The following is a 21,252-nucleotide window of genomic DNA, read 5'->3' on the forward strand; positions in this document are numbered from 1 at the left end:
CGCCCGATGCTACCGAACGGTCCGGACAGACCCCCGGCCGAATCGGACATGCGGCCCGGGAACCGGACGAACGACCCTTCGGCTGCCTACGATCGAGCGATGCGGGTTCTGTACGTCTGTACCGGAAACATCTGCCGATCGCCCACCGCCGAGCTGTTGACCACCGCCTTCGCGAAGGAGGCGGGCCGGGGTGAGCTGTCCGCCCACAGTGCCGGCACCCGCGGCATGGTGGGCCGGCCCATGGAGCCGACGGCGGCGCTGGTGCTGCGTCAGCTCGGCGGCGAACCCGACGGCTTCGTCGCCCGGCGTCTGTCGCCGCGCATCGCGCAGGACGCCGACCTGGTGATCACGATGGCCGAGTCGCATCGCGGGGCCGTGCTGCAGTCGGCGCCCCGGATGCTCAAGCGGACGTTCACGCTGCGTGAGGCGGCGCGGCTGCAGCAGCTCAGCGGCGCCGAGACCGTCACCGAACTGGCCGCGGCCCGGGCGCAGTTTCCCGCGCCCGGGCCGGAGGATGTGACCGATCCGATCGGCCGCGACGAGGACACGTTCGTCGCGGTCGGGACCGAGATCGCCGATCTGCTGCTACCGCTGCTCGCCCGGATCCACGACTGATCCGTTGCGCGGGCCCGGCAGGGGCGAGGGCGCGACGGGCCGCGATACCGCCGTCGGCACCGACTGCTGGTGGGCGGGCTCGGCGGAGTACGCCTGCGGGGTCCGGTAGTGCTGCCCGGCCTGCGCGTCGCCGGGACCCTGCTGTTCCGGCCGGTACGGTTCCGGCCGGCTGGGCTCGCCCCGGTGGCGACGGCCGCCGGTGGGTTGCGCGGCGGGCTGGGCGGGCGCGTCCGCGGCGGCCTTCTTCACCGCCGGGTCGGACTCGTAGTAGTAGCGGTACTCGTAGGCGCCGCGTCCCTTGTTCGGCGTCATCGTGATGATCGTGCCGAGCAGGTGCGCGCCGGCGCTGCCGAGGTTGCCGACGGCGCGGCTGAGCTGCTCTCGGGTGGTCTTGCCGTGGCGCGCGATGAGCAGTGCGCCGTCGGTGGCCGCGGCGAGCACGACGGAGTCGGTGACGGGCAGGACCGGCGAGCCGTCGATGATGACGTACTCGAAGCGCGCCCGCAGGTCGTCGAGGACGTGCTTGGCGGTGTCGGAGCCGAGCAGCTCGCTGGGGTTGGGGGGCAGCGCCCCGGAGGCCAGCACCCACAGGCCCTGGTACTGGCTGGGCTGCAGCACGTCCTCGAGGCCCGCCTGGCCCGAGAGCACGGTGCTGAAGCCGACGTCGCCGACGACCCCGAGGTACTTCGACACCCGCGGCCGGCGCAGGTCCCCCTCGACGAGCACGACGGAGTGACCGGCCTCCGCGAGCACCAGGGCGGTGTTGATGGCGGTGGTGGTCTTGCCCTCGGCGGGCAGGGCGCTGGTGACGACGATGACGCGCGGCGGGTTGTCGACGTCGAGGAACTTGAGGTTGGTGCGCATCTCCCGGTACGCCTCGGCGCTGCCGGAGTTCGACTCCTGGAAGGCGATCGCCGCGTGCTCCTGCCGTTCCTTGTCGAGCGGGACGGTGCCGACGAGGCCGGTTCCGGAGAGTTCCTCGACCGTCTTGCGGTCCTTGACGGTGTTGTCGAGCCGGTCGCGCAGCACCGCGAGCGCGATGCCGAGGAGCAGGCCGACGGCGAAGCCGAGCGCGAGGTTGCGCTTCGTCTTCGGCGAGACCGGGGTCGCCGGGGTGTCGGCGTGCTGCTCGACGACGACCCGCGCGGTGGGCTCACCGCCGTTCTCGGGGGTCTCGAGCTCGCGGGCCATCACGACGAACTCGTCGGAGAGGGCGTTGGCGAGGTCCCGGGCCCGTTCGGGCGACGCGTCGTCGACCTTGACGTCGACGAGCACGGTGTCGGGCGCGGACGAGGCGGTGACCTTCTCCGCCAGCTGCGACGACGTCAGGTCGGACAGGCCCAGCCGGTCGAGGGTGCGCTGCGCCAGCGTGGTGCCGGTGAGCAGCTTCGTGTAGGAGGCGACGCGCTGCTGCGAGAACAGGTTGCCCTGGTAGATCTCGTTGACCGAGGCCCCCGACGAGGTGGAGACGAACAGCCGGGTGCTCGCCTGGTAGATCGGGGTGGTGAGCAGGGAGGCTCCGAGCGCACCGAGTACCGCCACCACGGTCGTCACGGCGACGATCTTCCATCGCGCCTGCAGGATGCGTAGGTAGTCGTGTACTTCCATTACGGTGTCTCCCTCGTTGCTGTGACACTGTCGGTGCACCCTACGGGCGCGGAAATCTGTCGTGCGGTCAGGTGCCGGGCGAGCGTGGGGCCGATCACGGCCAGCGCGCCCGGGGTGGTCAGGTCGGAGTGCGGGTAGGGCACGTCGTGCTCGGTGACGCGGCCGCGGACGTGCCGTCGCCAGCTCGCCGCGAGGTCGGGTCCGGCCGGTCCGGCGGGCCGGGCGCGGAACAGCAGCGCGTCGCCGTCGAGGACGCGGGGGGTGTGCGCGGTGACGGCCTCCTCGAGGGCGGCGCCCGCGGCGAGCGCCCGCTCCCGGATCTCGGCGACGAACGTCGACGGCAGGCCGGGCACCTCGAGTTCGACGACGGGTTCGTCCGGCAGGGCCGCGACGTCGGGGAGGGTGTCGGGGGTGAGCGTGTCGAGCAGGATCAGCGACGCCACCTGCTGCCCCGCCTCGTGCAGCTGCACGGCCATCTCGTGGGCGATGGTTCCGCCGAGCGACCAGCCCAGCAGGTGGTAGGGGCCGTCGGGCTGGACGGTGCGGATCCGGTCGACGTAGCGGGCGGCGAACTCGGCGACGGTGCGCGGCAGCGGCTCGAGCCGGGTGGCCTGCAGCCCGTACAGCGCGACTCCGGGCAGGTGCGGCGCGAGTCCCGTGTAGCACCACGACATTCCGCTGATCGGGTGGACGCAGAACAGCGGGGTGCCGTCGGGGCGTCCCGCGAGCGGCACCAGGGTGGCGAGCGGGTCGGTGTCGTCGCCGCCGTGGTCGATCCGGTCGGCGAGGTCGGCGACGGTCGGCGCGGTGAGCAGCCAGTCGAGCGGGACGTCGCGGTCGAGCGCGGCCCGCAGGTCGGCGGCGACGGCGACGGCGCCGAGCGACGTGCCGCCGAGATCGAAGAACCCCAGGTCGGCGGACACGGGCCGGTCGAGGTGCCGGGCGAACACCTCGGCGACCACTTCGGTCGTCGGGCCGGCGGGCGGCACGAAACCGTGTGCGGGGACGCCGAAGTCGGGTCGGGGCAGCGCGGCGCGGTCGACCTTGCCGGACGGCAGCAGCGGCAGCGCGTCGACGACGGTGATCGCGGCGGGCCGCAGCGGCCGCGGCAGCTGCGCGGCCGCGTGGGACCGCAGCGCGGCGGCGTCGGCCCCGCCCTGCACGTAGGAGACGAGGACGGTCTCGCCCGTGGGGCCGGGCACGGCGACGGTGACGGCGGCGTCGACGTCGTCGGCGGCGGTGAGCACGGCGTCGATCTCGGCGGGTTCGACGCGGATGCCGTGCAGCTGGATCTGCTCGTCGACGCGGCCGACGACGTCGAGTTCGCCGGCGGCGGTGACGCGGGCGAGGTCGCCGGTGCGGTACAGCCGCCCGCCCGGCGCGCCGTACGGGTCGGTGACGAATCGTGTTGCGGTGAGCCCGCTTCGGCGGTGGTAGCCGCGGGCCAGGCTCGGCCCGGTCACGTACAGCTCCCCGATCACCCCGGCCGGGACGGGGTGCAGGCGCGCGTCGAGGACGTGGGCGGTGGCGCCGGCGACGACGGTCCCGGCGGTGGGCCGGGCGCCGGGGGCGAACGGGCCGCCGAACGACACGGCGATCGTGAACTCGGTGGGCCCGTACCCGTTGAGCAGCCGGTGCCGCTGCCAGCGTTCGACGACGGGCGCGGTGAGCGCCTCGCCCTCGGACAGCACGGTGACCGGGCGCGGCAGCGCGTCCGGGTCGAGGGTGGCCAGCACGGAGGGGGTGGCGACGACGTGGGTGACGTGCTCGGCGGCGATCAGCTCCTGCAGCGCCCCACCGGCATACACGTGGTCGGGGGCGACGACGAGGGTCGCGCCGTGCGCGTGGGCGGTGAGCAGTTCGAACACCGCCGCGTCGAAGGTGTGCGACGCGGCCTGCAGCACCCGGCTGCCGGGCGTGATGCCGAGGACGTGCGCGTCGGCGACGGCGGTGAGGCCGCGGTGCGGCACGGCGACGCCCTTGGGGGCGCCGGTGCTGCCGGAGGTGTAGATCAGGTACGCGGTGTCGTCGGGGTGCGGCTCGGCGGCGACATCCGGGGCATCGTCTTCGGACTCGCCGGCGGTCAGGTCCAGCCAGTCGATGCCCTCCCCCGCCGGGGCCACGCCCGGCACGGTCAGGCCGACGGTGGCGCCGCTGTCGCGCAGCACGGTCGCGACGCGGGCGGGCGGCTGCGCCGGGTCGACGGACACCCACGCCGCACCGGCCTTCGCGACGGCCCACACCGCGAGCGGCCAGTACTCCCCGCGCGGCACGGCCACCGCGACCACGCCGGTCACGCCGCGGGCGCGCAGCCGTGCGGCGACGGAGGCGGCGCGGGCGTCGAGCCCGGCGTAGGTCCAGGCGACGGTTCCGGCGCGCACGGCGATGGCGCCGGGGTGGGCGCGGACGGTGGCGGCGAGGATCTGCGGCAGCGTCCGCGGCGGCGCGGCGGGCGCGGTCAGCGGTGCGGGGGCGGGGACGGCGAGATCGCCGACGGCGACGGCGGGGTCGTCGAGCGCGGCGCCGAGCAGCGCGAGGTACTCGTCCAGCAGCGCCTCGGCGGTGCCGGCGTCGAACAGGTCGGTGGCGTACACGAGACGCACGTCGACGCCGTCGTCGCCGCGGTCGGTGACGTCGACGGTGAGGTCGAACTGGGCGGCCGGGGCGCCGGCGTCGAATTCGCGCACGCGCAGCCCGGGCAGCTGCGGCAGGTCCTCGCCTGCGGGCACGGTGCGGTGGGCGAGCAGCACCTGGAACAGCGGGTGGTGGGTGCCGCGGGCCGGCGCGACCCGCGCGACGACCTGATCGAACGGGACGTCCGCGTGGGCGAGGGCGTCGAGGTCGGTGGTGCGGACGCGGCGCAGCAGGTCCGCGAACGGCTCGGTGCCGTCGACGGTGGTGCGCAGGGTGAGGGTGCCGACGAACATGCCGACGAGGGCGTGCAGGCGCGGGTCGGCGCGTCCGGCGACGGCGGTGCCGACGGCGATGTCGGCGCGGCCGCTGCGGCGGGCGAGCAGCGCGGCGAGCACGGCGTGCAGCACCATGAACCCGGTGGCGTCGTGGGCGCGCGCGACGTCGCGCACGCGGCGGTGGGTGGCGGCGTCGAGGTGGGCGGTGACGGCGCCGCCGACGTGGCTGGGCCGCGCGGGCCGGGGCCGGTCGGTGGGCAGCGGCAGCGGCGTGTCGGGCAGGCCCGCGAGAGTCGTTGCCCAGTGGTCGAGTTGGCGGGCGGCGAGGCTGTCCGGGTCGGCGGGGTCGCCGAGCAGGTCGTGGTGCCAGCGGGCGTAGTCGCGGTAGCGGACGGGCAGCGGCCACCAGATCGGGGCGGCGCCGGCGACGCGGGCCGCGTAGGCGTGCTGCAGGTCGGTCAGCAGCGACGCGACCGAGCCGCCGTCGAACGCGATGTGGTGCACGGCCGCGGCGAGCACCCGTTCGCCGGCGCCGAGGTCGATCAGCCGGATCCGCAGCGGCGCCTCGGCGGTGAGGTCGAACGGCGCGGTGAACACCTCCGTCACGGCGGCGGTCACGTCGGTGCCCGGAACCGTCTCGAGCACAGGCGGATCCACCACGGTGGCGACGCCGTCGGGGTAGGCGGTGCGCAGCACCTCGTGCCGGTCGGCGACGTCGGCGACCGCGGCGGCCAGCGCGGCGGTGTCGAGGTCGCCGCTCAGGTGCAGCGCGACGGGCACGGTGTACGCGGCGCTGCGCGGTTCGGCGCGGCCGAGCAGCCACAGCCGTTGCTGCGCGGGGGCGAGCGGGGTGGGGGTGTCGTCGTCGTAGCGGCGCAACGGGATCCGGGTGGTGTCGCCGTCGCGCAGGTGCGCGGCGAGTGCCGCGAGCGTGGGGGCCTGCAGCACCGCGCGGGCGGGCACGTCGACGCCGAAGGCGTCGGCGAGGCGGGCGGCGAGGACGACGGCGGACAGCGAGTCGCCGCCGGCGGCGAGGAACCCGGCGTGGATGTCGGGCCGGGCACCGAGCACGCTCTCGGCGACGGTGACGACGAGGTCCTCGACATCGGTGAGGGGCCGGTCGTCGGCGGCGTCGTCGCGGGCGGTGTCGAGTTCGTGCAGGGCGGCGACGTCGAGTTTGCCGTTGACGGTGGTCGGCAGCTGCGGCAGCAGCCGCAGCCGGGCCGGCATGCGCTGCGGGGGAACGGTTTCGGCGAGACCGGCCCGCACGCGGGTGTCGTCGACGTCCGGGTCGGCGGCGGCGAAGGCGACGAGCGCGCCACCGGAGGCCAGCACGACGGCGTGCCGGATGCCGGGCTGCGCGAGCAGGGCGGCCTCGAGTTCGCCGGGTTCGATGCGCACGCCGCGGACCTTGAGCTGCCGGTCGGTGCGGCCCCGGAAGGCGAGGGTGCCGTCGGGGCGGCGGTGCACGAGGTCGCCGGTGCGGTACCGGCGGGTGCCGCCGGGCGCGGCGACGAACCGCTGCGCGGTGAGGCCGGGGGCGCCGAGGTAGCCGAGCGCGACGGACGTCCCGGCCAGGTACAGCTCGCCGACGGCGTCGTCGGGCACCGGGCGCAGCCGCGCGTCGAGGACGTGCGCGACGGTGCCGGGGACGGGCCGGCCGATGCCGCCGCGGCCGTCGACGTCGGCGAGGGTCGCGACGATGGTGGCCTCGGTGGGACCGTACGCGTCGAGCATGTGCCGGGCCGCCGCACCCGAGCCCTGGGTCCAGCGGGCGGCGAGCGCGGGCGGCAGGGTTTCGCCGCCGGAGGCGACGACCCGCAGGTCGGGCAGCTGCTGCGGGTCGAGGGTGCCGAGCACCGCGGGGGTGGACAGGTAGTGGGTGATGCGCTGGGTGCGCAGCAGGTGCTGCAGGTCCGCGCCCGCGTACACCTCCGGCGGGGCGACGACGAGGGTCGCGCCGGTGGTGTGGGCGAGCAGGAGCTCGAGCAGGGCCGCGTCGAACGCCGGGTGGTAGCCCTGCAGCACGCGGTCGCCGGGTCCGACGCGGTAGCGGCGGGCGGCCTCGGCGGCGAGCGGCGCGAGACCGGTGTGGGTGACGGCGACGCGTTTGGGAGCGCCGGTCGAACCGGACGTCGACACGACGTACGCGACGTTCGCCGGGGCGGGCTCGTCGGCGGCACTGAAGGCGGCACTGGTGGAGGCGGCGCTGGTGAAGGCGGCGCCGGTCTTGGTGATCGCCCACAGCCGCAGCACGTGGTCGAGGCCGCGGGGCCGATCGATCGGGATCACGGTGCCGGGGCCGGCGCCGGCGGCGCGCAGCTCGTCGGCGAGCGCGTCGGAGCGGGCGTCGAGTTCGCGGTAGGTCAGCGCGGTCTCGCCCTCGCGCAGCGCTTCCCGGTCGGGGTGCGCGGCGGCGGTGGCGCGCAGCAGCTCGGGCAGCGTGCGGGCGGGGACGGGGTCGGCTCCGGTCAGCGGGGCGGCGGGCCGGGCGACGGGCAGGTCGCCGACGAGCGCGTCGGGTGCGGCGACGACGTGCCGCAGGACGGCGACGAATCGGTCGGCGAGCCGGCGCGCGGTGGGTCCGGCGAACCGGGACGCGTCGTGCACGAGGGTGCCGGTGTAGCCGTCCGCGGCGGGCGCGAGCGCGAACTGCAGGTCGAACTTCGGCGCGCCGGCGAGGACTTCCTGCGCCTCGACGGTGAGGTCCCCGATCCGGACGGGGTCGAGGGTGAAGTCCTGCAGGGCGAGCGCGACCTGCGGGGCGCGGCCGGACAGGCCGGCGAGGATCTGCTCGTAGGGCACCCCGGCGTGGTCGAGGGCGGCGACGTCGAAGTCGCGGACCTGCGCGAGCAGCCCGGCGAACGGCATGTCGGGTTCCACGCGGGCGCGCAGCACGAGAGTGTCGAGGAACGGGCCGACGAGCTGTTCGACCTGCGCCCAGCGGCGGGCGGAGACGACGGCGGCGACGGCGACGTCGTGGCCGGCGCCGACGCGGGCGAGCAGCACCGACAGCGCGGCGTGCAGCACCATGAACTCGGTGGCGCCGTGGGCGCGGGCGAGCGCGGCGATCCCGGCGCGCACGTCGGCGGGCACCTCGAACGCGACGGTCTCCGCCACTGCCTCGGAAGTGGTTGTTTCCGTAGGTAGTTCGACGGGGTCGAGGCCGTCGAGGGCGCGTCGCCAGTGCGCGACGTCCGGCTCGGGGATCCCGCGGGTCTGTTCCCACAGCGCGTAGTCGGCGTACTGCAGCGGCAGCGGCTCCCACCGCGGCGGCTGCCCGGCCGCGCGGGCGGCGTAGGCGACGGCGAGGTCGCGCAGCAGCGGCGCGAGCGACGCCCCGTCCGCCGCGGCATGGTCGACCGCGAGCCGCAGCCGCCGGGCGCTGCCGGCCTCCTCGAGGTCCCAGTGGACACCGCGGTCCGCGAGGACCTGGTGCGGGCCCTGCTCGTCGACGACGATGCGGGTGCGCAGGATCTCGTGCCGCGCCACGACGTCGTCGAGCGCGGCCTCGAGGGCGGGCACGTCGAGGGGTCCGGTCAGGTGCACGTCGGCGCGCAGCCGGTAGGCGTCGGGGTCGAGGCGGCTCAGTCCCCACAGGCGGTGTTGCGCCCGGCTCAGCGGGATCCGGTCGGGGCGGGGGTGGACGGGCACCGGCCCGGTGTCGGCGTCGAGTCCGCCGGCGTCGAGCGCGGCGGCGAGGGACTCGACGGTGGGGTGCTCGAAGATCAGCCGCAGCGGCACCGCGGTGCCGGTCTCTTCGCGCAGCCGGCCGACGAGGACGGTGGCGAGCAGCGAGTTGCCGCCGACGGCGAAGAAGTCGTCGCCGCGGCCGGGGCCGGTCCCGGTGAGTTCGCCGAAGATCCGCGCGACGAGGGCCTCGGTCTCGGTGCCGGGTTCGTCGCGGCCGCCGAGGTCGGGTGCGGGCAGCCGCGCGACGTCGAGTTTGCCGTGCGCGGTGCGCGGGACCGCATCGAGCGGCACGACCGCGACGGGCACGAGGTGGGCGGGCAGGATGCGGCGCAACTGCCGTCGCGCGTCGTCGGCGTCGACGGCGTCGACGGTGGCGGGCACGACGTAGGACACGAGCGCCCCGTCGCGCACGACGGTCGCCGCCTGCCGCACCCCGGCCACGCCGCGCAGCGCGGCGTCGACCTCCCCCGGCTCGATCCGCACCCCGCGGAGCTTGACCTGATCGTCGCTGCGCCCGACGAACCGCAAGGCGACTCCGTCGCCGGTGTGTCCTTTGGGCTGCCCTGGCCGCCCAAAGGACACACCGGCCCAGCGGGTCAGGTCGCCCGTGCGGTACCGGCGACGACCGCCGGCCGCGGCGACGAACCGGGTCGCGGTGCGGCCGGGATCGCCGCGGTAGCCGTCGGCGAGCCGCTCCCCCGCCAGGTACAGCTCCCCCGCGACGCCGGGGGGCACGGGCCGCAGCCGCTCGTCGAGCACGACGGCCTCGACCCCGCGCACGGGAGTGCCGATCACGACGTCCGCTCCGGGCGTCAGCGGCGACGAACAGGTCGCGAAGACGGTCGCCTCGGCGGGGCCGTACCCGTTGTAGAGGCGACGGCCCGCGCCCCACCGCGCGACGAGCTCGTCGCGCACGGCCTCGCCGCCGAGCATGAGCACCCGCAGGTCCGGCAGCGCGCGTGACGGCACCGTCGCCAGCGCCGACGGGGTCAGGCAGGCGTGGGTGATGCGCTCACGCGCGAGCAGGTCGGCGAGGGCGTCGCCACCGTAGGCGTCGGCCCCGGCGACGACGAGGGTCGCGCCGGACGCCCCGGCGACGAGCAGCTCGAGCATCGCCGCGTCGAAGCTCGGCGACGCGACGTGCAGCACGCGGTCGCCGGGCGCGGCGGCGAACAGTTCCGCCAGGTCCTCGACGAGGGCACTGACGCCGCGGTGGGTGATGCTGACGCCCTTGGGGTTTCCGCTGGTACCGGAGGTGAACACCAGGTACGCGGGCGCGCCCGGATCCGGGTCGGCCACCGCGACGGCGCCGTCGCAGCTGTCGGCGACGTCGAGCCAGGTCACGGCGGCGGGCAGCGACCCGAGGTGCGCGGCGCCGGTGACGCCGACCCTCGTGTCGGCGAGCATTCCGGCGAGCCGCGCGGCGGGCTGGACCGGGTCGACGAGCATCGGCGCGGCCCCGAGCCGCGCGATCCCCCACACGGCGACGACGGCGTCGAGCGAGCGGGGCAGGGCGCACGCGACGGCCGCGCCGGGCCGGACACCGGCGGCGTGCAGCCTCGCGGCGAGCGCCTCGGCGCGCGAGAGGAGTTGCGGATACGTCAGGTCCGTGTCGCCGTCGCGCACGGCGACACCGCCGCCGCCGCGGGAGGCGCCGTCGGCGAGCCACTGCCACAGCGTGCGCGCCGGGGCGGGCTCGGGCCCGGCGGCGGGGACGAGCGCGGCCCGCTCCGGCTCGGTGAGCAGGTCGATGTCGCCGATCCGCACGGCCGGGTCGGCGACGACGGCACGCAGGATCGCGACGTACCGGTCGGCGAACGCGGCGACGGTGCCGGCGTCGTACAGGTCGGTGGCGTAGACAAATTCGAGGTCGACGTCGGTGCCGGTCTCGGTGACGACGAGCTGGAGGTCGAAGTTGGCGTGTTCGTCGGCCACCGGCAGCACCCGCGCGGTCAGGCCGGGCAGCTCGAACGCGTCGACGGTGGGGCGCCGCAGCGACAGCGCGACCTGGAACAGCGGGTGCCGGGCGGGGTTGCGGGCCGGGTTGAGGCGCTCGACGAGGGTCTCGAACGGCGCGTCGGGGTGGGTGTAGGCGGCCAGGTCCCGGGCGTGGACGTCATTGAGCAGGTCGGCGAAGCCGGCGTCCGGGTCGACGGGCGTGCGCAGCACGAGGGTGCCGGCGAACATGCCGACGAGGTCGTCGAGCTGCGGGTCGCCGCGCCCCGCGACAACGGTGCCGACGGCGATGTCGCCCCCGGCGCCGTGCCGGGCCAGCAGCACCGCCAGCGCCGCGTGCAGCACCATGAACGTCGTCGCGCGGCCCTCCCGCGCGAGCCGCGAGACCCCCTCGGCGACGACGGGATCGACCGTCGTGCGGTGGGTGGCGCCGCGCCCGGTGGGGCGCGCGGGCCGGGGCCGGTCCCCGGGCAGGGTCACCTCGTCGGGCAGGCCGGCGAGCACACTCGTCCAGTGTTCGAGCTGCGCGTCGACGCCGGCGCGCTGCCAGCGGCTGAAGTCGGTGTACTGCACGGGCAGCGGCGCCCACCGCGGTTCGTGCCCGGCGAGGCGGGCGGTGTAGGCGTCGACGATGTCGCGCAGCAGCGGGGTGAGCGACCATTCGTCGGCGGCGATGTGGTGCACCACCACCGCGAGCACGTGCCGCCGCGGCGCGAGCCGGTACAGCCGCATCCGCACGGGCGGCTCGTCGGTGAGGTCGAATCCGGGGGCGGCGAACTCGCGGACGAACTCGGCGAGTCCGTCGGCGGGCACGGCGACGGGTTCGAGGGCCGGTCGCGCGGCGGGCCGCACCACCTGCGCGGTGGGGTCGGGGTAGACGGTGCGCAGGGTGCGATGCCGGCCGAGGACGTCGGCGACGGCGGTGGTGAGCGCGGCGACGTCGAGCCGGCCGTCGAGACGCACCGCGAACGGCAGGTTGTAGCTGCCGGATTCGGGGTCGAGCCGGTTGACGAACCACAGCCGCTGCTGCGCCGGGGACAGCGGCACGGGGGTGTCGTCGCCGGCCGCGACGAGCGGGGCGCGGCGGCGGGGTGTGCCGGCGCGGGCGGCGAGCAGGGCGGCGAGGTCGGTGACGGTGGGGGCGGCGAACACGTCGCGGACGGTGACGTCGACGTCGGCGATGTCGGCGAGGCGCCCGGCGAGGCGGGTCGCGAGCAGCGAGTTGCCGCCGAGGTCGAAGAAGTCGTCGTCGGCGCCGACGGGTCCGGCGGCGAGCAGTTCCCGGTACACCTCGGCGACGAGGTCCTCGAGCGGCCCGTGCGGGGCGAGGCCACCACCGGGTGCGACGGTGGGTGCGGGCAGCGCGGCCCGGTCGAGTTTGCCGTTGGCGGTGCGGGGCAGCGCGTCCAGCGCGACGGCGGCGGCGGGCACGAGGTAGTCGGGCAGGGTGCGGCGCAGCTCGCGCAGCGCCGCGGTGGGAGTGCCGCCGACGAGGTAGGCGACGAGCCGGTCGTCGCGCAGCACCACCACGGCCTGGGTGACGCCGTCGCAACGCAGCAGCGCGGCCTCGATCTCGCCGGGTTCGATGCGGTAGCCGCGCAGTTCGAGCTGGTCGTCGGCGCGGCCCCGGTGGTGCAGCACGCCGTCGCGGCCGCGGCGGCCGAGGTCGCCGGTCCGGTAGCGGCGGGTGCCGCCGGGCGCGGCGACGAACCGCGCGGCGGTGAGGGCGGGGTGGTCGCGGTAGCCGCGGGCGAGTTGCGTTCCGGCGACGTAGAGTTCGCCGACGGTGCCGGGCGGGGTGCGGCGCAGCGACCGGTCGAGGATCTGCACGTCGAGCCCGGGCAGGGGCCGGCCCACGCCGGGCCGGTCGGCGGGTCCGCGGGTGACGTGCACGGTGGTCTCGGTGATGCCGAACATGTTCACCGCGCGCACGTGGGGCCGGTCCGCGAGCCACGGCCGGACCTGCTCGGGGTCGAGGGCCTCGCCGCCGAAGATCAACAGCCGCACCGTGTTCAGCGGGGTGTCGACGGTGGCGAGCTGGTGGAACGCGGTGGGGGTCTGGTTGAGGACGGTGACACCCTCGCCGTCGAGCAGCGCGGCGAAGGCGCCGGGGTCGCGGGCGGTGTAGTGGTCGACGACGACGAGCCGGCCGCCGGTGGTGAGCGCGCCCCACATCTCCCACACGGAGAAGTCGAAGGCCGGGGAGTGGAACAGCGTCCACACGTCGCGCGGCCCGAACCCGAACTCGGCGGTGGCGGCGAACACCGCGGCGGCCGCCTCGTGGCTCACGAGCACGCCCTTGGGGGTGCCGGTGGAGCCGGAGGTGTAGATCAGGTACGCGCCCGCCCCGGCCGGGACGGTCGCGTCGTATCCCCCGCCGCCATCCAGGCGTTCCCACAGATCTGGCGAATCCATGTGCAGCACAGACGCTTCCGTGTCGACCGCGAAGCTCGTGTCGCACAGCACCGCGGCGGGGGCGGCGTCGTCGAGCAGGGCCCGCAGCCGCGCCGGCGGGTGGGTGACGTCCAGCGGCAGGTACACGGCGCCGGCGCGGGCGACGGCGAGGATCGCCACCACCAGGTCGAGCGAGCGGGGCAGCGCGACGGCGACGACGTCCTCGATGCCGAGTCCGCGCTCGGCGAGCAACGCCGCGAGCGCCCCGGAGCGGGCGTGCAACTGCCCGTACGTCAGGGTGTCGTCGCCGTGGGTGAGCGCGATCGCCTCGGGCCGGCGCCGCGCCTGGTCGGCGACGAGCGCGGGCAGCGTGGCCGTCGCCGGGTCCGTCCGGGGTGCGGAGGTGTCGCCGTCGGGGCCGAGCAAGTCGATGTCGCCGATCGCGGCGGCCGGGTCGGCGGTGACGACGTCGAGGATGCGCAGCAGGAACGGCGCCCACCCCGCGACGGTGTCGTGGTCGAACAGGCCGCGGTCGTAGGTCAGCACCCCGTCGAGGCCGGTGGGGGTGCCCGCGTCGGAGCGGTTCTCGCGGACGGTCACCTCGAGGTCGAATCGGGCCGTGCCGGTGGACAGCTCGCGCACACCGGTGACGTCGGGCAGGTCGAGCCCGTCCAGCGCGAAGCTCTCGTAGGCGAGCATCACCTGGAAGATCGGATGGTGGCCGGCGGTGGAGGCACCGAGCGCGTCGACGACCCGGTCGAACGGCACGTCGGCGTGGGCGAACGCGTCGAGGTCCACGCGGCGGGCGTCGGCGAGCAGTTCCGCGAACGTCGCGCGGGCCGGCACGGGCAGCCGCAGCGCGACGGTGCCGACGAACATCCCGACGACGTCGTCGAGCATCGGGTCGATGCGCCCGGAGACGGCGGTGCCGACGGTGACATCCTCGGTGGCGGCGAGCGTCGCGAGCAGCACGGACAGCGCGGCGTGCACGACCATGAACGTCGTCGCGTCGTGGGCGCGGGCCAGCTTGTCGACGGCGGCGTGCAGTTCGGCAGGCACCGCGAAGCGCACGCGCCCGGCGGTGGAGTCGCCGTCGCCGCGGGGCCGGTCGGTGGGCAGGGCGAGCAGCGGCGGGGCGCCGGCGAGGGTGCGGGTCCAGTGCGCGAGCTGCCGGGCGGCGAGGCTATCGGGGTCGGCGGGGTCGCCGAGCAGGGTGTGCTGCCAGCGGGCGAAGTCGCGGTAGGTGACCGGCAGCGGCGGCCACGCGGGGCTGCGTCCGTCGCGCCGGGCGGCGTAGGCGACGGCGAGGTCGCGGCCGAGCGGCAGCAGCGACAGGCCGTCGACGGCGACGTGGTGCAGCACCACCGCGAGGGTGTAGCCGGCGGCGGTGCGGTACAGGCGGGTGCGCAGCGGCGGGTCGACGGTGAGATCGAAACCGGCGCGGGCGAAGTCGGCGACGTCGAGGTCGGTGGCGTCGAGATCGGTGGGCGCCGCGTGCGGCTCGAGGTCGAGGTCGATGCGGGGCAGCACCTGCTGCGCCGGGCCGTCCGGGCCGTCGGGGTGCACGGTGCGCAGCACGGCGTGCCGGGCGAGCACGTCCGCGGCGGCGTCCGCGAGGGCGTCGAGGTCGGTGCCGGCGTCGAGGTCGACGACGAACGCGATGTGGTCGCCGGGGGCGGCGTCGGCGACGTCGAACCGGTTGGCGAGCCACATCCGCTGCTGGGCGGGGGCGAGCGGCACCGGCCCGGTGTCGCCGGTCGGCAGCAGCGGCAGGCGTTCGCCGCTGAGCGGATCGGCGACGGCGGCGGCGAGACCGGCGACGGTGGGGTGCTCGAAGATCTCCCGCACGCCGACGCGGTGGCCGGCGACGGTGCCGAGCCGCGCGGCGAGCTGGGTGGCGAGCAGCGAGTTGCCGCCGAGCGCGAAGAAGTCGTCGTCCGCGGCGACGGCGGGCAGGCCGAGCAGGTCGGCGACGACACCGGCGACGAGTTCCTCTGCGGCGCTGCGGTATCCGGCCGGGGTGCCGGGCGCGACGACGGGCGCGGGCAGCGCGGCGCGGTCGATCTTGCCGGTGCTCGTCAGCGGCAGCGCGTCGAGGACGGTGACGGTGGCGGGCACCATGTGCCGCGGCAGCCGCGCGGCCGCGAACTCCCGCAGCTCGGCCGGGTCGAGGCGGGCGGTGTCGGGTCCGTGCACGTACGCGGCGAGCGCGTCCCCCCGCACGACGGTGACCGCGGCGGCGACCGCCGGGTGCCCGGTGAGGGTGGCGTCGATCTCGCCGAGCTCGATCCGGAACCCGCGCAGCTTGACCTGATGGTCCACCCGCCCGACGAACTCCAGGGCGGCTCCGCCGCCGGTGTGTCCTTTGGGCTGCCCTGGCAACCCAAAGGGCGCACCGCTCCAGCGCACCAGGTCGCCCGTGCGGTACATGCGACCACCGCCGAACGGCGACGCGACGAACCGGCTCGCGGTCTGCCCGGGCATGCCGAGGTAGCCGCGCGCGACGCCCGGCCCGAGCAGGTACAGCTCCCCGACCACGCCGACGGGTACGGGCCGCAGCCGCGGGCCGAGGACGAGGGCGGTGACGCCGTCGAGGGGGCTGCCGATGGTCAGCCGCTCCCCCGGCACCAGCGGCGCGCTGGCGGTGGCGAGGACGGTGGTCTCGGTGGGCCCGTACACGTTGAGCATGGTGCGACCGGGCGCCCAGCGGGCGGCGGTCTCGGCCGGCCACGCCTCCCCACCGACGGCGAGCACCCGCAGCGCGTCCAGCCCCGCCGGGTCCAGCAGGGCCGGCACCGCGGGGGTGGAGAACCAGTGCGTGATGCGTTCGGCGCGCAGCAGTTCCAGCAGTTCGTCGCCGCCGTACACGTCGGCCGGCGCGACGACGAGGGTGCCGCCGGCCGCGGCAGCCAGGAGGTATTCGAGCACCGACGCGTCGAACGCGGGCGACGCGAAGTGCAGCACCCGCGCCTGCGGGTCGAGGTCCATGCGACGACGCAGCGCCGCGCCGAGCGGCGCGAGCCCCCGATGGGTGACGACGACGCCCTTCGGCGCGCCGGTCGAGCCGGAGGTGTAGACGACGTACGCGGCGTGGTCGGGCCGCAGCGGACGCACCCGGTCGGCGTCGGTGATCGCCCCCGACCGCGCGGCTCCGGCGTCCGGGTCGATCCGGGCGACGCCGTCGGGCAGCGACGTGCCGGGCCGGGCGACGGCGTGCCGCACCTCGGCGTCGGCGAGCAGGCGAGCGATGCGCGCGGCGGGCTGGGCGGGGTCGACGGGCACGAACGCCGCCCCGGTCAGCGCGACGGCCGCCACCGCGCGCACCGACTCCACCGACCGCGGCAGCAGGATCGCGACGCGGTCCTCCGGCCCGAGCCCGCGCTCGAGCAGGTGCCACGCCAACGGTGTTGCGGCCGGGATCAACTCGATCGGCGCACCGCCCGGCGCGACGACGTGCACCGGGTGCGCGGCGAGCAGTTCCGGCAGCGTCGCGACCGGCCCGGCCGGGGCCACGACGATCTCGGGGGCCCCGACGTCGAGATCGCCGACGGGTGCGTGCGGCGCGGCGACGGCCGCGTCGAGCACCGCGTGCAGCCGGGCCACCGCGGCGGCGACCGTCGCGCGTTCGAACAGCCCGCCGTCGTAGATCACCCGACCGGCGAGCGAGCCGTCGGGCAGCTCCCGCACCGCGAGCTCGACGTCGAATCGGGCGCGGCCGGACGGGATCTCCTCGACGCGCACCCGCAGGCCGGGCAGGTCGAGGTCGGGCACGGCGACGTTGTCGTAGGCGAGCATCACCTGGAACGGGGCGAAGCCGAGCGTGTCGACGACGCGGTCGAACGGCACCGTCGCGTGCGCGTACGCGTCGAGGTCGGTGCGACAGGCGGCGGCGAGCAGGTCGGTGAACGACGTGGCCGGGTCCACGTCGAGCCGCAGCGCGACGGTTCCGACGAACATGCCGACGAGGGCGTCGAGGTCGGGGTGCTCGCGGCCGGCGGTGCCGGAGCCGACGGCGACGTCGCGCCCGCCGGTCCACGTCGACAGCCACACGGCGACGGCGGCGTGCACGGCCATGAACGCGGTGGCGTCGTGCGCGGCGGCCAGGCGGCGCAGCGCCTCGAACCGCGCGGCGGGGACGGCGAATTCGAGGGACTCGGCCGGTTCGGGGCTGCCGGTGCGGGGACGGTCGGTGGGCAGGGTGGGGGCCTCGCCGAGCCCGGCGAGCGCGGTGGTCCAGTGCGCGAGTTCGCGGGCGGCGAGGCTGTCGGGGTCGTCCTCGTCGCCGAGCAGGGCGCGGTGCCAGCGGGCGTAGTCGGCGTACTGCAGCGGCAGCGGCTCCCACCGCGGCCCGTGCCCGGCGGCGCGGGCGGTGTAGGCGGCGGCGACGTCGAGGGTCAGCGGCACGAACGACGCGCCGTCCATGGCGATGTGGTGGGCGACGACGGCGAGCACGTGCCGGTCCGGTCCCACCCGCAGCAGGCGCGCCCGCAGCGGGATGTCGGTGGTGAGGTCGAACGGCGCGGCGGCCCACTCGGCGATCAGGGCGTCCACGTCGGCGGGGTCGACGGGTTCGGCGTCGAGGTCGGGCAGCACCTCGGCGACGGGCCGGACGTGTTGGCGGGGGCCGGGTTCGGTGAACACCGTCCGCAGGATCTCGTGCCGGCCGAGGACGTCGCCGAGCGCGGCGCGCAGCGCGGCCGTGTCGAGGGTGCCGTCGAGGTGCAGCGCGAACGGCAGGTGATAGGCGGCGGTGTCGCCGTGCGCGAGCAGCCACAGCCGGCGCTGCGCGGGGGCGAGCGGGGCGGGCGTGTCGTCGGCCGAGCGCGACGGGGCCGGCACGGTCGCCGCCGGTCCGGCGTCGACGGCGGCGGCGAGCGCGGCGACGGTGGGATGGTCGAACACGTCGCGCAGGTGCACGTCGCGGCCGAGGGCGGCGCCGAGCCGCGCGGCGAGCTGGGCCGCGCCGAGCGAATGTCCGCCGAGGGCGAAGAAGTTCGCGTCGGCGCCGACCGTCTCGACGCCGACGATCTCGCACATCAGCCGCGCGACGAGGGTCTCGGTGGGCCCGGCGGGCGCCCGCGAGCCGGCGGCCGTGTCGACGGCGGGGGCGGGCAGGGCGCGACGGTCGATCTTGCCGCCCGGGGTGAGCGGCAGCGCGTCGAGCACGGTGATCGTCGCGGGCCGCAGGTAGGCGGGCAGGCGTTCGGCGAGGCGGGCGTGCACGTCGTCGGGCAGTACGTCGCCGACGACGTAGGCCGCGAGGGTGTCGCCGTGGACGACGACGGCCGCGCTCGCGACCCCGTCGAGCCCGGTGAGCGCCGCCTCGACCTCGCCGGGTTCGATGCGGTAGCCGCGGATCTTGACCTGCCGGTCGGCGCGCCTGACGAACTCCAGCGCACCCCCGCCGCCCGTGCGCGTTTCTGGTAGCTCCGACGACCAGAAACGCCCACGGCTCCAGCGCACCAGGTCCCCCGTGCGGTACACGCGGCCGAACGGCGACGCGACGAACCGGGCCGCGGTCAGCGCCGGGTCTCCGAGGTAGCCGCGCGCGACGGCCGGCCCGCCCAGATACAGCTCGCCGACCGCGCCGACGGGCACGGGCCGCAGCCGCGCGTCGAGCACGAGCGCCGTCACGCCGTGGACGGGTGCACCGATGGGCACGCCCCCACCCGGGCGCAGCGGGTCGCTGAGCGTGGCGAGGACGGTGGTCTCGGTGGGCCCGTACGCGTTGAGCATGGTGCGCCCGCGCGACCACCGGTCGGCGACGTCGACCGGCAGCGCCTCCCCGCCCGCGTCGAGCATCCGCAACGCCGGCAGGTCGTTCTCGGGCGTGACGGCCAGGACGGCGGGCGCGGTGATGGCGTGGGTGACGGCCTGCTCACGCAGCAGCGCGGCCAGGTCCGGTCCGCCGACGACGTCGGGCGGGCAGATCACCAGGGTGGCGCCGGCGTCGAAGGCCAGCAGCAGTTCCTGCAGCGACGCGTCGAAACTCGGTGCGGCCAGGTGCAGCACGCGCGAGTCGGCGTCGGCCGCATACCGCGCGCGCAGCGTCGCGACGAGTCCGGCGAGTCCGCGGTGGCTGACGGCGACGGCCTTGGGGGTGCCGGTGGAGCCCGACGTGTGGATCACCCACGCGAGGTGCTCGGGGTGCAGCGGACGCACCCGCTCCCCCACCTCGAACGGCGCCGACGACGTCTCGCCGTCGCCCGGATCGACGCGGGTGACGCCGTCGGGCAGGGCGACGTCGTCGCCGCACACCGCGACGGGCACGTCACGCAGCAGCTCGGCGAGCCGCAGCGCCGGGGTGCCCCGGTCGATCGGGGTGTAGGCGGCGCCGGCCTTGGCGACGGCCCACAGCGCGATCACCGAGGCGGCCGAGCGCGGCAGCAGCACCGCGACCCGGTCGTCGGGTCCGGCGCCGGTGGCAATGAGCTTGCGCGCGAGCACAGTTGAACGCTCGTCCAGTTCCCGGTAGGTGAGCGCGACGGTGCCGTCGCGCACGGCGACGCGGTCCGAGCCGGCGTGCGCGGTGAGCACGTCGGCCAGCAGGCACCCGCCCTCGGCCTGCGGGCCGCGCGCGGGCACGAGGCCGGCGAGTTCGTCGGGCGTCGCGAGCGGCAGATCCCCGACGGCGTGCTCGGCCGACCGCGCGAACGCGCCGAGGAAGTCCAGGAAGCGGCGGTGGTGCCGGGTGAGCGTCTCGTCGCCGTACAGCCGCGGGTTGGCCTCGAAGTCCACCCGCACGCTGCGCCCGGCGATCCCGGCGTACACGTTCACCGACAGGTCGTCGACCGGGCCGGTGGAAAGCAGGTTGTACTCGCCGGAGATGTCGCCGTACGCGTACTCCGGGTTGAACATCATCAGGTTCACCACGGGCCCGAACGCGCTGCGCGTCTCCCGGTGATCACCGACGGCGTGCAGGTCGCGCAGCATGTCCTCGTACCGGTACCGCTGGTGCCGCAACGCCCCGGTCAGCTCCACCTGCACGCGCCGCACCAGGTCGGCGACGGTGACGTCCGGTTCTACGCGCACTCGCAGCGGCACGATGTTCGAGATCGAGCCGGCCGAGCGGCGCAGCGGCGCGGTGGTGCGGGCCGAGACCGGCAGGCTCAGCGCGACGTCCGTGGCGGCGTTCATGCGGGCCAGGTACGCCGCGAAGGCGGCGACGACGATCGGCACGTCGGTGGAGTTGGCGCTGCCGGCCAGGGCGGCCACGGCGGCGGTCACCTCGGCGGTGAGTTCCGCGCCGACGTGCCGGCACGGCATCGTGGGCGCGGCGGATCCGGGGGCGAGCGTGACGGGCGGCGGCAGGTCCACCAGACGCTGCGCCCAGTGCTCGCGGTCGGCGGCCTGCCGCGTGCTGCCGACGTAGGCGCGCTCGTGCTCGGCGATCTGCTCGAGGCTCAGCGCCCGGATCGGCGGCGGTTCCTCCCCGCGCGCCCACGCCGTGTACAGCTCGGCGCTGCGGCCGAGCATCACCATGCCGCCGTGCCCGTCGAGGGCGAGGTGGTGGATGTAGGTGAACAGGTAGAAGTGCTCGTCGGCCAGCTGGATCAGGGTGGTGGCGATGAGCCGGTCGCGCAGTGGGTCGAGCGGACGGGTGTACGTCTCGTCCATCCACCGTCGCGCTTCGGCCTCGGGATTGTCGTGGCCGCGCAGGTCCAGGTAGCCGGGGTAGTCGTCGACGTCGGGAATCACCCGCTGGCGGGGCTCGCCGTCGACCAGCTCGAGGAACAGGGTTCCGGATTCGACCTCGCGGGCGGCCTGGTTGCAGGCGGCGCGGATCAGGTCGGCGTCGAGCGGGCCGTGCAGGTCCAGGTACTGGGCGATGGTGAACGGGACGTCCGGGGTGAGCTGCTGAGCGAACCACAGTCCACGCTGACTCGTGGACATGGCAAATGACGGCACCGCACCCCCTCGTGTTTCCCTCGAGATCGACGGGCGTGCAGTGGGGACCCCTCGATCGACAACGACGTGGACGCCTCCCTGCATCCATCACCGTCGAATACATCGACCCTAACGATCCCCGGCGTTACTCACCACTCGAACCGACCAGCTGACCCGTTTCTCGGTTATG

Annotated in this window: 3 protein-coding genes; 1 reads left to right on the plus strand and 2 read right to left on the minus strand. The window is 75.8% G+C overall.

Translation table 11 applies throughout. The features are described from left to right. The first annotated feature begins 99 nt into the window (after window positions 1–99). Entirely contained in the window at window positions 100–615 is a 516-nt protein-coding gene (locus QNA09_RS18420; protein WP_010593280.1) for a protein-tyrosine-phosphatase, read from the plus strand. Here the strand turns inward: QNA09_RS18420 and QNA09_RS18425 are convergent. Beyond that, entirely contained in the window at window positions 586–2,223 is a 1,638-nt protein-coding gene (locus tag QNA09_RS18425; RefSeq protein WP_010593281.1) for a polysaccharide biosynthesis tyrosine autokinase, read from the minus strand. The two genes, QNA09_RS18420 and QNA09_RS18425, sit on opposite strands and share 30 nt — an antisense overlap. Beyond that, window positions 2,223–21,068, minus strand: a complete 18,846-nt coding sequence (locus QNA09_RS18430) for a non-ribosomal peptide synthetase (RefSeq protein ID WP_308071990.1) — start codon at window positions 21,066–21,068, stop codon at window positions 2,223–2,225. Before QNA09_RS18430 ends, QNA09_RS18425 begins: the two co-directional genes overlap by 1 nt. Window positions 21,069–21,252: the final 184 nt, after the last annotated feature.

Source organism: Rhodococcus sp. AH-ZY2, assembly GCF_030916465.1.
In the GTDB taxonomy this organism is placed as follows: domain Bacteria; phylum Actinomycetota; class Actinomycetes; order Mycobacteriales; family Mycobacteriaceae; genus Rhodococcus; species Rhodococcus ruber.